This is a genomic window from Bacteroides sp. OM08-11, assembly GCF_003438665.1.
Taxonomy (GTDB): domain Bacteria; phylum Bacteroidota; class Bacteroidia; order Bacteroidales; family Bacteroidaceae; genus Bacteroides; species Bacteroides cutis.
The window spans coordinates 162,441-178,479 of sequence record NZ_QSTJ01000009.1; the positions used below are offsets into that span (position 1 = coordinate 162,441).

The window sequence follows — 16,039 nt, forward strand, 5'->3', positions numbered from 1 at the left end:
ATATATGTAAAAATTAGATATTGAATGTTTTAAATAAATAAAAATATAGATAGTCAACAACAGTTTGCATAAATGCGTAAAAGTTGATGTAATATCCTCATCCAAAAAAATAAGGCTCAGAAAAAATATAGACAAATAGAAAAGAACACTGATAGAAAATCTGACGATATGTTCATATCTCATTGTCTTATACAATAATAGGAATAAAAGAATTAGTTTAAAAATCTGAGATACTGGAAGTTCTATATTATTATTTAGAAAGAAACCATTTATAGAATCAATAATTAGCCATATCGTAAAAAAAAACCAGATTATTTTATCTACAAGTACAAATTTCATACAATACAGTTATGCGTTTAGAGATTTTTTAGTTTCTATTTAAAAGACAAATATCCTTTTAAACAGGTAAGCGAATATTTTACTTGTTCTTCCAATAATGGAGTTATTCGCGAATAATCTATGTTAATATTATCAATACAAAAATTGTCGGCTGAAGATATTATATTGGACAAAGAGAAACGTTCTTTTAAATCAATAAGACGTGATGCCCTAGATAATGAAACGTAGTAACCTATAAACATCTTCTTATATTTCATAGAAAACATACATCCGTGAAATGAATCCGTGTAAACAAAAGATGCATTGTACAATAAATTCAGCCATACGCTAGGAGAAGCATCATATATAACTTCATCCGCTATTTTTTCTGCCTCTAAAGATATGTCAGAGATTACGACTGCAATAACTTTCTTTAAGCCATATTTTTTTTTCAACTGTTCTATTATATTAGAATGTCCTCCTTTTATTTCACATCCTAAAATATAAACAAATAAATATGGTTCAATACCTGATTTTTTTTTATCCAATACATCTGTGTAGTCATACAACAAAGATGGATCAGCAACTAACATCGGAGATTTCTGAGAATATTTTTTTATCAGTTCATAAGTATTTCTATCTCTTACCGTAATACCATCAAATTTAGATAAAAGATTTCTTACTTTATTTCTATTATAAAATGGTATTACTTTATTTGAGCTACATGCTGCATAAGCAAACAATTTACCTGTAAAATTGATATCACAGTCCAACATATATATTAACTGATTTTTACCTAAATTACTCCAAACTTGATCACTACCAACAATAACTATATCATATTGATTTAAAATATTACTTATAGAAGAATCATCTACCTGTCTTGAATAATTTAGGTCATTGGCTTTCTTGAAATCTTCAAAGGATTTATACAGTGATTGTGGAACTCTTTTTCTTGAAATTTTCAATTTTGAGAAATAATCATTTACTTTCTGCAAGAAAAAATCTTTATAAAAAAACATTATTATTTTTCTTACTATATTAGATAATTTAAGAGAAGATACAACAGATGGACGATAGTCAATGAATTCCACTATATAATTATCTTTTTGAATTATTTTGTATAATGCCATACTTTGCAAAATACCACCATAATTACTTTTATAGTGCATTGTTAAAATTCCTATTTTTTCTTTTTTCATGTTGATATTATATATCTAAATCATCTTTTTATCATTTTTCTGAGTAACAGATACACTCCCATCCATTGTAATAGATGTATTATTTTAGCTTTGATACTTTTATCAGGAAAAGTTGCATATCTGCTGATTGTCTGTGTCACACTACTTCCGTTGTATATATCTGAAAAAAAATCAGAACGTTTGGAAGGTATGATAGGGGAAACAAAGCAACTCCGGTTATTAATCTTTATAAAATCTATACTTACAGAATGCAAGTCTAATGAAGACAGACAGACATCAAATCGATTATTTTTTAGTATACATAAGCTGTATCCCCTATCATCATCCAGTTTCGGATATATGGATTGTAATCCCCAGCAATCTGCAAGGGTGAGATCTGAAGAACTCCTGAATTCTCTTACCTTACAGGCATAGCAAGACGGACGTAAATAAAGATTGCTCATAAAACCTCGTAAAAATATATTTTTGGTTAATGGTTCAGAGAGCAAAACTGTATTTTTGTCTCCACTCCTACCAGTCGTGGAGAGGGAAAGAGCAAAACTGTATTTTTTCCAGCCTAATCTCTTATTTCTGAACGAGATACCCTTTATATGGGTATTTCTTCTAGAAATAGGGAAAGACAAAACTGAATTTTTTTCGCACTGACGTGCGATTGTTTCATCCAAAAACATTCTCCACACCATAGGACTTGGAACGCCATGACAAATAAAATCAACTGTCAGTAAGTTTTCATATTCTTTTCGTAAAAAGTGTTTCAATCCAGATATTTGACAAGGAGTACCAGAAAAAAGTACCTTACGTCCTCCTTTTAAAAACCGTTCTACCTCTTTATAGTTATCTTCCATACGACCCTGTACATACTTAGAACCCCGAAAATCGTCCAGCCCTTCCTTAGTTTCTGTAAAACTATGACACACTTCCCAATTTTCATCAAACTTTGCTCCAAATACTACACCACCAGTGTTAATTACAGACTCAGCTATTAAAGTAAAAATACCACCAGAAGAACTTTGTTTTCGAGTTTCTTCATCAGGATTGGCTGTGGCATAAATACGGAATGTAGAATTTATTTCTCCTCTATTGATAATTGGACAAACTTTTTCGCAAATATTACAGCCAATACATTTTTCTACATCTACTATTGGATACAGAAACCCTTCTTCATCCTCTCTCATACAAATACATCGTTGAGGACAGCGCTCGGCACAAGCAGTACAACCACAACAGTCTTGCTTATTATTAATTGAAATCATACAGATCTTTATTTACGAAAAGAGCATTTAATAAACTTAAACAGACATAAAAATATTCTAAACAAACGTCCACCCAATAACATGAACTTATTGTTATAAAACCACAACAACCATTTAGAAAAAGCATCTGGCTTATCGTTTTCAAGTTGTTTTAATTTCTGTTCATATATGTCTAGCTCTCCTAGATAAACTGCCAATTTAAACAATTTCCATAGACTATAACGGATCACTTTAATCATGTCTAAATGTAGTAGTTCAGCAACTAATAACCGATGCCTCAAATATCGAAATGCGAAATCTAATTGTTGTTCAGGAGTTTCAAAATGACAGAGTGAACTGTTCAATACCCGATAGGCTACCATTATTTCCGGAATAAAGCGAAAATAACCAGACATACACATTGAAATATTCAAAATAGTACCCTCACCGGCACTATAAGGAGTTGAAATCAGAGGTTCATATTTTTTACATCCTTGTAGATAGTTTTCTCTTCTAAAGCAGGCAGAACTTCCCAAAGGATAAGATACCTCATCCAATGCGAAAGAAAGAGCACTTTCTTTACCTTTCTTGTTTACAGCCACACTATTCCAATACTTTATTTCATACAATATCTTTCCAGTCTCATCATCAAACTGTCGGTAACCAGTATAAACAATAGATACATCCTCATTATTTTCCAATATATTTATTTGACGCTGAAGTTTATCCTCAGCAATCCAATAATCATCACCATCTAATGTAGCTATATATTTTCCTCTGGCTATTTTAATGGCATTGATATAATTATAGGTCACCATCAAGTTTATATCATTGAAAACAAGCATGACAGACGATGAATATTTCCTTTGTAATTCACGTAAAAGTTCACGTTCCCCATCATTACTTCCATCATCTGCTATTATCACTTCAAATGAAAAGTCGCATTTCTGTGCCAAAACAGAAAGAAGCGTTTTCTCTATAAAACGGACTTGATTATAAGTAGCTATAACAACAGATACTAATGGATAGGATACTAATTCTGAAGAAGCTATTATCATAAGGAAGGATTATATCGGTTCAATACACAAATTATTGTCTCTACTTGTTCATCTGTCAGAACAGAGGATATAGGAATAGAGAGAATTTCCTTCTGAATTTTCTCCGCTACAGGACATGAAATTTGGTTATAGGATTTATAACATTGTTGCTTATGTACAGGAATAGGATAATGAATAAGCGACTGAACATTATTTTCTATCAGATAAGACTGCAGGTGTTCACGATTCTGGGTACGTACAACGAACAAATGAAAGACATGGCTGTCCGGATCTTCGTTTACTATAATCGGTAACTTTATGGCAGGATTTCGTATACTTTCCATATATCGCCCGGCTATTCTTTTACGAAGGTCGTTACGTTCGTCAATATACTTCAGTTTTACCGAAAGAAAGGCTGCCTGCATCTCATCCATTCGGCTATTCAATCCTGCATAATCATGAACATAACGCACTACAGATCCGTAATTGGCCAATGCTCTTACAATATGAGCCAACTCTTCATCATTTGTAGCGATAGCTCCGCTGTCACCCAACGCACCCAGATTTTTACCCGGATAAAAACTAAATCCAGCCGCGTCACCCAAGTTACCTGTGTAGATACCATGCCATTTTGCACCGATAGCTTGAGCATTGTCTTCTATTATTTTCAGATTATATTTCTGTTTCAATTCATTCAGTTTATCCGACCAACAGGCTTGACCGTATAAATGTACCACTGCTATCGCTTTGGTATGCGGGGTTATTTCTTTTTCTATTTTATCAATATCTATATTATATGTTTCTTCAGACGGATCAATAAAGACCGGTTTCAGATTATTGTCTGTAATAGCTAAAACAGTAGCAATGTATGTATTGGCAGGTACAATCACTTCATCCCCATCCTTCATAATTCCCATTTCCTTATAGGCCCGGAATATAAGGCGTAACGCGTCCAATCCATTCCCACAAGGTATTACATATTTGCACCCTATATATTTCTCCAGATTTCCGGCAAAGGTATCATTCCATTTTCCATTCAAAAACCAACCTTCTCCTATAACCTGAGAAGCCACGGATTTTAATTCGTCTGCATATAGGGCATTCACTTTTTGTAAATCCAAAAACTTTATCATGTTCTTTCTATTTTAAAATTCAGATAATCTTCATAATGACGGATATAGTCTTTTTCATTGTAATGTTCGGAAGCCAAAACCAGACATGTAGCTCCTGCCGAAAAATTAACAAGATCACGCCAAATACCAGGAGGTATTAATAAACCATAGTACGGTCTGTTCAGTGTGAAAGTTCTTCTGTTATAACCATCATCCAGGGTTATGTCAAAACTTCCGCCCACGGAAATAATGAACTGTTGCAGTTCCTTATGAGCATGCGCTCCCCTTGATTGCCCGCCGGGAATATCATACAGATAATAACTTCTTTTTATGTCAAAAGGGATCGAATGCAAATTTTCCACTACCGAAAGATTTCCAATTTCACTTGTATGCTTGTCTAACTCCAGTAACGTGCAATCAAAAACAGAAGTCTTCCTGGCATCATAACATTGCATTGTTAACACCTGCCCTGACAAATCATTTTTTGTCAGAACTTTACTATAGACCCGGCCTTGATACACTTTATAATTGTCGATATAGTCGGCCACATCAAAGTAAGTAGACGAAAGTACCAATGCCAACGAATTTGTGGAGAAATTGCATAATTCCCGCCATGTACCAGCCGGTACGTAAAGACCGTAATAAGAACGGTTCAAAGAAACCGTCTTATTTCCGCCATGCTCATGGAGAATGACATCAAAGCTACCAGACATGGCCACAATAAACTCTCGTGTCTCTATATAAGCATGACCACCACGAGTCTGACCACCCGGAACATCATAAATCCAATGTGCCCGTTTTATTTCAAACGGAATATGTTGGAGACTCTCTATGAAAGACAAATTACCACGCTTATCCAAAATTTTGGGCAACTCTATAATCTTACTTTTTTCTTCCATTCAATTTTGATTTTATAAAAGAAGTCAAATCCATTAAAGAGTTAAGTCTATTATATGAATATAGACCTGCAAGCATACATACAAAAAAATCCAATGTATATATAACCCATGTTACCAACTGAGAAGACTGAAGAATAATGACAGTTACAATCACGACTCCCATCCCAAGCAATTCCAATATAGTCTTGACCTTATAATTGATTTGATATTTGCGATTTATATACCAATAAGAAACAGAGGCATCAAAGATATGTGACAATAGAAATGAAATCCCCAAGCCTTTAATACCCCACACGCTATACAACAGCATATTCATTCCCAAATAGAATAAAGCAGACAATATGGAAAAATACAAGTACGCTTTAGATTCTCTTTTAGGGATAAGAATACATCCAAAACACCAATTGGGAACTTTAAAAAGCATACCTAATCCTCCCCAATAAATCATCTCAATCATCGGATAAAATAGAGAAGAATACAATATCAATATCATCAATTTTCCAAATATAATAAAGAGAACTATCAATGGAAACAGGAGTAATATAGACATCTCTATCTGCTGATTGATAACAAGTTCTGACTGATGGTCATCATCAGAGACAGCTGATAATCGTGGAATATAATCCGTACTCATGGCAGTAAATATCATCCCCACATAACCATTCAGGATTGCAAATCCTGCAGAAAAAAGACCGACATCTGTCAATCCCCCATTATTGGATATAAATGTACGTATATAAAAAGACGCTATAAGTGGAAAAAATTCGGCAGCGGAAAAAGCGATACCCGCAATCAATATGTCTTTTGAAATTTCTTTAAATTCTCCTCGTTCAGTTCTTATCTGTACTAGCCTAAGCCTACTACGATAGAAATATGCACACAGAAAAGTAGATATTGAAAACAGTATTAAAGTAGGAACTATAGCATCAATGCCCAACCAAAAATAAAGAGGCACTGTAATAAAGAGGCTTAAAAAATTACCCCATACATTTGCTTTTGCATAATAATTAATATTACGGCATCCTTTTAGAATCAACAAATTACCATTAGTCAATTGCGTCAAGAATAACGAAATGGAGAGAAAGGCAAAACTTATAGTAAAGTCTGTATTACCAAATGTCCATTGGCTCAACTGCCGACATAATGACAAACAAATAATTGCTCCCAATAATCCCGTAGTCCAAATACAGCGCTGTAATACATAAAGTACTTTTCCTAAAGTAGTATAGTCCCCTTTCTCATAAGCTGAAGCGATGTTCTTTATTGCACTAAAGGTAATTCCCAAATTGGTAAATCCTGTAATGGTACCGGTTGCAGAGGTTAGCAGTCCCATAATACCCATACCTGCGGGTCCCAATAAAATTGAAATACATTTGTTACGTACTACTGCAATAAGTATATTAAATAGCTGCACGCTACCCAATATGGCTGTTGCCTTAAATACCCCTCTATATTCCCCTCGGTTTTTGCTCATACTGGAATTCCATGATATTTACAAGCACGTTCTATTTTCTCTAAAGGGATATAATAGGAACAATGGGCAAGATTACCCGTATTTGTATCTTGACCGGTAACCAGCAACATGTCCATACCAAAATATTGTTCGTGCATACATAACCAACTTTCAAAAGCTCTGTTATAATTAGTAAACATCAATACTTTTGTTCCAAATTTAGAAAATATCATATTTGAGAATGCACTACTAAAAGGACCTACTATCACCTCCGCATTATTAAATATTCTTATCTTTTCCTCCAAAGAAACCGTATGAGGTTCGAAGATAAAATAGCCTCTGTCTTTAAAATATTGTTCAACCTCATCATTATTGGTTAGATTTCTGTATTTACCATTCTTTCGCGAAAGATATAGTTTGTATTTGGGAGTGGTTCCCAAACCAGAGAGTGAAGATAAATAAGGATTTACCAGATTTTGCTTAATTATATCTGATACAATCTTGGGTTGAACGCTATCTCCGATCTCAACGTAATCTTCATGATCAGTAAATTTACATGGCCTTTCTACATAATATGCAATTGGGGTACGAACAGCCTCATTCTCATTTACAATAATAATCTCTACATTTGTATACTTATTTATTTCTTTATAGATTACTTCTTTAAGCTGATCATCTTTATAATTAGGAACTAAAATAGCCACTCTGCACTTTGCGTCATCCAAAACTAACTGAAGCTGAGATAGTTTAGTAAAATACTCAGATAATGCATGTGACCAAACATGACTATGTACTCCAATTAGAGTAAAAGCCACATCCACATTTATTATTCTATATGGTTTCCTTATATATAAGATATTGTTCTCCCTACGTATCAAAAACTTGTCGCAAGGATAATTTTTAGTAAAATTGTAAGCATAAAACTTATGCCAAATCAATTGATTATTCGTAAGGATAAAATCCGAACTATAAAATAGTGTAGCATTATCAATCTTCCACACTGCTATTTCCGGATATTTCACAATAAATTCTCCAGATTGTATAAAATCAAAGATTTTAAGTGTATGTACCCTTTCCTCCGTTTCAGGTTTAAAAACACCGATTTTAGATGCTACTTGTTCTATAGGTACAATTGGATATCCTTCATATTCTCCATTTTTCAAAGCTATTCGAAAAGAATAATCCCTAAAAAGTGTCTTTGCCTTATCTCCCCAAATAACAATATTCCTATATGAAAATGAGGCACATTTATATACTACGTTGTTTAAAAAAGACATTTCAACAATTTTTTATTAACCAATTAATCATCAAATTCAATCCTTCTTCTTTAGTAGTCTTAGGTTTCCAATTAAAAAAATTCGCAGCTTTATTAATATCAGCCACAAACACCTTTTGGTCACTTTCTCGCCAAGGCAATTGAGTATATTGCATTTTAATGCCCAATTTTTGCTCAAGCAACTTAAACAATTCCAATAACGATAAACTGTTATTTATTCCTCCACCAATATTGAACACTTGTCCGTACGCTTTTTCTACATCCTTTGCGGAAAAGTATAAATTTACAATATCCTCACCGTGAAGCACATCACGTACTTGTTTCCCTGTACCGGAAATTGTAAAAGGTTCTTTTAATGTTCCGTTTTTTATTTCCAAAGCCTTTTGGCAAAACCAGCCTATCCACCCTTGATCATAGGTGGCATGCTGATTACTGCCATACATGGATGAATGGCGGAACACGATTGTCTTTAGACCATAAATACGATGAAAATCTAACAGATACTGGTCTGCACATCCTTTGGAACAACCATAGGGTGAATGGAAATCCAACGATATTGTCTCTGGAAAACCGTTAGGATATTCTTCACAGACATATCGAGTCTTGTCTTCCCTGAAAGACAAATATTCAAAATCACCATATACCTTGTTAGTAGAGGAATATAATATTACCGTATCCGGTGAATATTTGCGGACTGAATCAAGCACATTGAATGTACCAATGGCATTCGTCTCAAGATCAAGCCGAGGGTTGTCTATTGACGTTGTCATTGCAACTTGACCTGCCAAATGAAAAATATAATTGGGTTTTACCGCCTTTATGACAGTTTCCACATCATTTATATTACGTGTATCATAAGGATAATACTTGAATTCTCCTTGAGAACGTAACCAAGTTAAATTCTCATTACTTCCATGACGGAATAAATTATCGATAATAAACAATTCCTCTCCGCGTTTTAAAACTTCAGCAGCCAAGTTACTACCTACAAAACCACAGCCTCCAGTTATTAAATATCTCATATTCTCTATTTTTTCAAATTATCCAATAAACATTCTTTCAATTTAGTTACGCCAATGATACGATTCAATTTCCCTATATCACATCTCAAATCCATCGCTTCATTTTCACGATAAGGCAAAGCTCCATAGCAGATTTCAGAAGTAGAGTGTAGTTCTGTTTTATAGAATTCTATAATTTCTCTTAGTGAAACGCTATTCCCACTACTTACATTCACAATTTCTCCCACACACTTTTCTGAATTATCCAGCAGACCATGAATAGCTTTTGCAAAGTCATCCGCATAAATAAAATCACGTTTCTGTTTACATGGGGAGACATTCAACGGTTCACCTTTTTTCAATTGGTCTATTACGTAAGGTATAAATTTACTTTTGTTTTGTCCTGGACCAAAAAGATTACCGGGACGAACTACCATGACAGGAAAACCATAATTGCGATGAAGCATTATCGATGTATTTGTTGTCAATTGTTTCACTAAAGCATAAGGGGAATGAGGGCTTTCTCGGTTTTCTTCCTTAAAGGGGGAATTTTCAGAACCATACTCTTCGGAACTTCCAAATTGGATAAACAATTTCAATCTTTCATCATCTTTAAACCGTTTAAATAAATTCAACAAAATCTTCAGATTGGAAGATATCAGGGTGTCAAAAAGAGACAAATCTCTTTCTGCTGTTACAACAGATGCCAGATTAATTATGAACTCCGGTACAGGATAGTTAGTCGGAACTTTGTCTATAACAAGATCCAATCTACACGTTTGTACCTGGGGATAATTACTGAAAAATTGTGTATCTATATATTTGTCGAATACAGTAATACCATAAAAAGGAGATAAACAACGTACCAGATTTTTTCCTATAAAACCGCTGCCGCCTATCAAATAAAGAGTTTCTTTCTTCATCAGGCAGCAAAGTTTAAGTTAGAACATAAATACTTACAAATTACCCCCCCCGAATTGTTAAATAAAGCTAATCCATTAAGCGGTTTTACAGAAGGATGCCAATTGGGTAATTGAGAGTAAACTGTAGTAGGGTTCATTACTTCTCTTTTCTTATATGGTCTGCTACCCCAGTTTACTTTAATTTTCTTATCCATCACTTTTTCAAATTCTACCACAATCTGTTTCAAGGTTAATCGGTTACCCGTATACACTCCATAAATTCCATTGGATATATCGTTATTTGTAACAAGATATTCAAAAGCTTTTAGATAAGCGGAACAAACATCCGAGATATGTACTATGTCAAGGTATTGACTACCAGGAGACACATCAATACTTTTATCTGTACCTGCTATTTCTTTCAACAAATTCAATAACTTCGGACGTTGGTCATCTTCGCCATATACGTCAAATAAACGTAGAGTGATAGCACGAAACAAATGAGCATCGACATAATATTGAAGTATTTTCTCAAATGCCTCTTTGGTTGCCGCATACAAATCTACAGGATTATAAATATCCGAATTATAATTCTGCCAATATGAACCGGTACTTACAAATAAACGAGTAGAACTGTATTTCATCGCTTCCAATATTTCTGTTCCAAACTGAATATTGCTCTGGATCAAAATAGAAACTTGCTCCGGCTTATAGTCTGTTATGACTGCTGCCGCCAGATGAAAAACAACCTCCGCATTGACAGACCTGAAATAATTTATCAAAGAATTAATATCATGATCATATTCAAAAATATGTATTTTATCTTTTACATCTTCGATATTAGCATAGCCAAATTCCGGCTGTGATATAATACGAACTTCCCATCCTTGTTCTAATAAATATTTCACCAAATGAGAACCTATATAACCGGTAGCACCGGTAATAATACATGAATGTTTCATTTTTCCAAATATTGATTTATTTCACCCACGCACAACTGATATACCGCTCCGGACTGATATTTCCTATACCAGTCTACCACCAACTTCATGCATTGTTCTATATTCATCCTCGGCTCCCATCCCAACCGGAACTTCGCCTTACTGATATCCAGCATCAGCAGCTTTGCTTCATGCAACGCATCAGGATCTGAAATATCTTTCAGCTCACCACTGCCATAGTTTTTAACTACTTTAGTCGCCACATCCCAAACCGTAGAAATACTTTCCGCTCTCGGCCCGAAGTTCCAACCTTCACAATATTGGGTAGGTTCGTCCCACATCTTTTGCGCAAGAAGCATATAACCACTCAGAGGTTCCAAAACATGTTGCCAAGGACGAATTGCCTTAGGACTACGTATTTCTATTGGCTTGCCTGCCTCCAGGGCTTTGATACAATCCGGGATGATACGATCCAGTGCCCAGTCGCCACCGCCTATCACATTACCGGCTCTTACACTGGCAATGCTTTTGCCGTGCTTCCTGTACTCTTTGGGATTAAAGAAGCTTCTGCGCCACGAAGCAATGGCTATCTCAGCCGCACCCTTACTACTGGAATAAGGGTCATAACCGCCCATAGGCTCGTTTTCACGATAGCCCCAAATTTGTTCCTTGTTCTCGTAACATTTATCAGTGGTTATCATCACACCTACTTTTACACTGTCTGTAGCACGGATGGCCTCAAGCACATTGATAGTACCCATAACATTAGTTTGATAAGTTTCAACGGGAATATCATAACTTAGCCTAACCAATGGCTGGGCAGCCAGATGGAAAACGATTTCGGGATGGTATTGACAGAAGATCTCCTTCATCCGTTCACCATCACGAATATCGGCACGGATATCCGCCTTGATTTTCTTTCCGATATCGGAAAGGACAAAATTATCACGATCGGAAAAAGGTTCTTGGGCTACACCGATGACCTCAGCGCCCAGCTCATGTAGCCAAATGGAAAGCCAACTGCCCTTGAAACCAGTATGCCCGGTGACAAGTACACGCTTTCCATGATAGAAGGCATTGAAAATGTCTATCATGAATTAATGAAATAAATTAAAATAGGACGATTAATTATGTTTCATCATAGTAGCACGAATAGCTACTATATAAAGAGTTTTCTTTGTAAAACGATATACTATACGATACTTTGGATGAAGTAGAAAACTATAGTACTTCATTTTTTCTGTAGAATATTGTTCGTCTAATATTCCGATAAGAGGGGAATGGGACAATGTGGAAATGGTATCATAAATATCTTCAACAAAATGTTGAGCCGCTGTATTGTTTACTTCACTTTCATACCATTCCGTCACTTTCCGAATAGTGTTCAATGCCCTTTTGCGTATGATGATATTCAATGTCCCCATTTTGCAAAAAAAGCATTCACTTCTGCCTTTGTGGCATTACCACCCAATTCCGATAACCGAAGTTCTTCCGCAAATTCTTCATCGGAATAGACACCGGGCATTTCGTCTGCATGTAGCAGTTCCAAGCATTCCTGCAACTTTCTTTCATCGGTAGTGCTGTCGATGGAAGCAATCAACCTGTTCTTCAAACCTTGAAGATAGGGGGTATTGTATGCAACTGCGGGTTCTGAAACTTTCATGACCATTCTCCTTGTTTAGATATAGCAAAGGAAAACATTTTATCTGTAACCGACAAATGTTTTAAAGATTTTCATCGGTTTATTACCAAACTTTCCAGGGAGCCTGTCCCCTCTCCCACATCTCGTTCAACTCTGTATTGTCACGGAGCGTATCCATCGGTTTCCAGAAGCCGGTATGGCGATAGGCATGCATCTTGCCGTCTTTGGCTATCTGCTCCAAAGGAGTACGTTCAAAGATGACTGTATCGTCATTTTCCGGAATATAACTGAATACCTCCGGTTCACAAACGAAGTAACCGGCATTGATCCAATTACGGTCACCGTCGGGCTTCTCCTGGAAAGAAAGCACCTTGTCCGTGTTCAGGTCTATCTGGAGGGCACCAAACTTACCACCGGGTTTGTAAGCTGTCAATGACAGGAGAGCGCCAGAATGTTCGTGGGAGGTCATGCTGTCCGCTATGTCCAGGTTCGTTACCCCGTCTCCATAAGTCAGCAGGAAGCGTTCGTTACCGATGTATTTCTGGACCCGCTTGATGCGTCCTCCCGTCTGGGTATTCAAACCCGTATCGACCATGGTCACACGCCAATCTTCCGAATGGTTGTCGAGTATCGTGGTAGTATTGTTGGACAAATCAACAGTCATGTCGCTGTTGTGGCGGAAGTAGTTGGCGAAATATTCCTTGATGACATATTGTTTGTAACCGCAACAGATAATGAACTCCTTAATGCCGTAATGGCTATATGTCTTCATTATATGCCAAAGGATAGGTTTACCCCCTATCTCTACCATGGGTTTGGGAATAAGGTTGGTAGCTTCGCTCAGGCGGGTACCAAAGCCTCCGGCTAAAATCACTGCTTTCATGATATTAATATCTGGAAATGAATTCTTTGATTGTACTTACCATGTAGTCGAGCATCTCTTGCGTCATGCCTGGATAGACACCAATCCAAAGTGTATTGTTCATTATGAAATCTGTACTTTCCAAGTTGCCGACAACGCGAAAACCTTCGCCCGAACGGCGCATCTCGTCAAAGGCCGGATGCTTCAGCAGGTTACCCGCAAAGAGATTACGGGTTTGGATCTTTTTACTCTCAAGATACTGTGCCAGGTCATTCCGGGTAAACCCGGCATCAAGCCTTACAGAAATAAGAAATCCGAACCAACTGGGATTGGAATTTTTCTGGGCTTCGGGAAGTATCAATCCTTTCACCCCTTCAAGACCTTGCCTTAAATACGCGAAATTCTTGCGACGTGCCTCCACGATATCATCCAGCTTTTCCAACTGGGCGCAACCGATGGCGGCCTGCATGTCAGTTACTTTCAGATTGTAACCGAAATGGGAATAAACGTATTTATGGTCGTACCCCAAAGGAAGTCCGCCAAATTGCTTGGTGAAACGGCAACCGCAGGTATTATCCACGCCGCCCATACACCAACAATCACGTCCCCAGTCACGGAATGAATTGACAATCTTGTACAGTTGCGGGTTATTTGTATATACTGCACCGCCTTCACCCATGGTCATGTGATGCGGGGGGTAGAAACTGCTCGTACCGATATCTCCGATTGTCCCCGTCTTTCTTTCTTCACCGTTTATCAGATAAGTGGATCCTAAAGCGTCGCAGTTGTCCTCTATCAGCCAAAGATTATATTTATCGCAAAATGCCTTCACCGCTTCCAGATTGAAAGGATTACCTAAAGAGTGGGCAATCATTACCGCCTTTGTCTTGGCAGAATAAGCAATCTCCAATTGTGTCACATCAATATTATATTCGGGAACAGTGACATCTACGAACACCGGGACAGCTCCATACTGAATGCAGGGAGTTACGGTTGTGGGAAAACCGCAGGCTACTGTAATTACTTCATCGCCACGCTTGATGCGGCGTTCGCCCAGTAAGGGGGAAGTCAATGCCGAAAAGGCCAACAGGTTGGCGGAAGAACCGGAATTTGTCAAAGAACAATACTTCACCCCCAGCCATGTTGCAAGACTCCTTTCGAATTTATGTGCCCATGGTCCGGCAGTCAACCAGAAATCCAAGGAAGAATCTACCAAGTTAACAAGTTCATTCTCATCAAAATAACGGCCACCATAATTCACAAAAGTTTTACCGGGTTCAAAGGGGGACTTTTGTTCATGAGCTTCCATATAATATTCCTTGGTCAAGGCCAGGATTTGTTGTTTAAGTTCGTCTTTTCTAGTCATAAGTATGATTTTTGTTTTACTATTTCTATGGTCTTACCAGACTGAGTAGTGACACCTTTGTCACCCTCTTTTATAACTTTTTATATGTATACGTAAAACGTTATATCAAGTATTGATTCATTAAATACATATATACTATAGAAAGTTGGAAAAACGTGTGCCAAAGGTGTCATCTGTTACATCATCAACGCGTTTTCCAATCCTGTTCCATACAATGTATAAAACTGCGTATCAGGCTGTTGTACTCATCGGAATGTACTATGTACACTCCCGTGTAGATGCGAAAAACAGCATAATACTGATTCAGGTTTAAACTGGAGCCCTTTTTACATGTTCGTAAGTCGAGACGCTCATTGACGCACGGCGACACACTTCCCGGATGGGAAGACGTTTGCCGTCCACAGGAATGCTGCAGCGCAGCGATTCCAGGAAATCACCCAACTCTACATGAAGGGAGATTTTCTTCTTTTGATCTTTCATTTAAATAAAAAATTTAGTAAATAAAAACCGCACGCGAGATGTTAAGATATACGAATATTGTTAAGATATCATATATACGTAACTCACATGTCAGTTATCTCTCTTTGGCGGTATGCCATCTATTCGTGAACTTCGCGGCATCATTTTTCACAGAAAATTCAATAATGGCTGTAGCACTAAAGATAATAACGGGCAACCTAAAGATGATGGTTAGTAACCTAAAGATGATGATGAGCGATCTAAACATCATCTTTAAGTCATGTCTTTTTCTTGTGTTTGTCCCTTATATAATCCCACCACAAGTTCAGTCCTACCC

At 36.7% G+C, this 16,039-nt stretch carries 15 protein-coding genes and 1 pseudogene; all 16 read right to left on the reverse strand.

From position 1 onward, the window contains the following. Positions 1-374 precede the first annotated feature (374 nt). Positions 375-1,520, reverse strand: a complete 1,146-nt coding sequence (locus DXC10_RS15035) for a polysaccharide pyruvyl transferase family protein (RefSeq protein WP_117738288.1) — start codon at positions 1,518-1,520, stop codon at positions 375-377. 20 nt (positions 1,521-1,540) lie between these two features. Beyond that, positions 1,541-2,695 (reverse strand): Coenzyme F420 hydrogenase/dehydrogenase, beta subunit C-terminal domain, encoded by a 1,155-nt coding sequence (locus DXC10_RS15040; RefSeq protein ID WP_117738290.1) that lies wholly within the window; start codon positions 2,693-2,695, stop codon positions 1,541-1,543. An 86-nt stretch (positions 2,696-2,781) separates the two neighbouring features. Continuing rightward, positions 2,782-3,810 (reverse strand): glycosyltransferase, encoded by a 1,029-nt coding sequence (locus DXC10_RS15045; protein ID WP_117738292.1) that lies wholly within the window; start codon positions 3,808-3,810, stop codon positions 2,782-2,784. Next, entirely contained in the window at positions 3,807-4,922 is a 1,116-nt protein-coding gene (locus tag DXC10_RS15050; RefSeq protein WP_117738294.1) for a DegT/DnrJ/EryC1/StrS aminotransferase family protein, read from the reverse strand. Before DXC10_RS15050 ends, DXC10_RS15045 begins: the two co-directional genes overlap by 4 nt. Then, positions 4,919-5,356 carry an FdtA/QdtA family cupin domain-containing protein gene (locus tag DXC10_RS16595; protein WP_233519985.1) on the reverse strand — a complete coding sequence of 146 codons (438 nt, stop codon included), beginning with the start codon at positions 5,354-5,356 and terminating at the stop codon, positions 4,919-4,921. The genes DXC10_RS15050 and DXC10_RS16595 overlap by 4 nt, the downstream gene beginning before the upstream one ends. A 117-nt stretch (positions 5,357-5,473) precedes the next feature. Further along, positions 5,474-5,800, reverse strand: a pseudogene (locus DXC10_RS16600) (FdtA/QdtA family cupin domain-containing protein); the annotation flags it as partial. Further along, positions 5,784-7,274, reverse strand: a complete 1,491-nt coding sequence (locus DXC10_RS15060; RefSeq protein ID WP_117738298.1) for an oligosaccharide flippase family protein — start codon at positions 7,272-7,274, stop codon at positions 5,784-5,786. The pseudogene DXC10_RS16600 and the gene DXC10_RS15060, both read right to left, overlap by 17 nt. Further along, on the reverse strand, positions 7,271-8,530 hold the full coding sequence (locus DXC10_RS15065; protein ID WP_117738300.1) for a DUF563 domain-containing protein: 1,260 nt from the start codon (positions 8,528-8,530) through the stop codon (positions 7,271-7,273). The genes DXC10_RS15060 and DXC10_RS15065 overlap by 4 nt, the downstream gene beginning before the upstream one ends. A gap of 1 nt (position 8,531) precedes the next feature. Further along, the gene (locus DXC10_RS15070) at positions 8,532-9,551 is read right to left on the reverse strand and encodes a GDP-mannose 4,6-dehydratase (RefSeq protein WP_004290791.1); all 1,020 of its coding nucleotides are present in this window, start codon (positions 9,549-9,551) and stop codon (positions 8,532-8,534) included. A gap of 5 nt (positions 9,552-9,556) precedes the next feature. After that, entirely contained in the window at positions 9,557-10,453 is an 897-nt protein-coding gene (locus DXC10_RS15075; RefSeq protein WP_117738301.1) for an NAD(P)-dependent oxidoreductase, read from the reverse strand. Next, positions 10,453-11,394, reverse strand: a complete 942-nt coding sequence (locus tag DXC10_RS15080) for an NAD(P)-dependent oxidoreductase (RefSeq protein ID WP_117738303.1) — start codon at positions 11,392-11,394, stop codon at positions 10,453-10,455. Before DXC10_RS15080 ends, DXC10_RS15075 begins: the two co-directional genes overlap by 1 nt. Beyond that, the gene (gene rfbG / locus DXC10_RS15085) at positions 11,391-12,467 is read right to left on the reverse strand and encodes a CDP-glucose 4,6-dehydratase (protein WP_117738305.1); all 1,077 of its coding nucleotides are present in this window, start codon (positions 12,465-12,467) and stop codon (positions 11,391-11,393) included. Before rfbG ends, DXC10_RS15080 begins: the two co-directional genes overlap by 4 nt. Before the next feature lie 30 nt (positions 12,468-12,497). Next, the gene (locus tag DXC10_RS15090; RefSeq protein ID WP_117738307.1) at positions 12,498-12,797 is read right to left on the reverse strand and encodes a type II toxin-antitoxin system RelE/ParE family toxin; all 300 of its coding nucleotides are present in this window, start codon (positions 12,795-12,797) and stop codon (positions 12,498-12,500) included. Continuing rightward, positions 12,785-13,036 (reverse strand): hypothetical protein, encoded by a 252-nt coding sequence (locus DXC10_RS15095; protein ID WP_233519979.1) that lies wholly within the window; start codon positions 13,034-13,036, stop codon positions 12,785-12,787. The genes DXC10_RS15090 and DXC10_RS15095 overlap by 13 nt, the downstream gene beginning before the upstream one ends. Before the next feature lie 82 nt (positions 13,037-13,118). After that, on the reverse strand, positions 13,119-13,898 hold the full coding sequence (gene rfbF / locus DXC10_RS15100; RefSeq protein ID WP_117738310.1) for a glucose-1-phosphate cytidylyltransferase: 780 nt from the start codon (positions 13,896-13,898) through the stop codon (positions 13,119-13,121). 4 nt (positions 13,899-13,902) lie between these two features. Beyond that, positions 13,903-15,243: a lipopolysaccharide biosynthesis protein RfbH gene (gene rfbH / locus DXC10_RS15105; RefSeq protein WP_117738312.1), complete on the reverse strand. Its 1,341-nt coding sequence runs from the start codon at positions 15,241-15,243 to the stop codon at positions 13,903-13,905. Positions 15,244-16,039 lie beyond the last annotated feature (796 nt).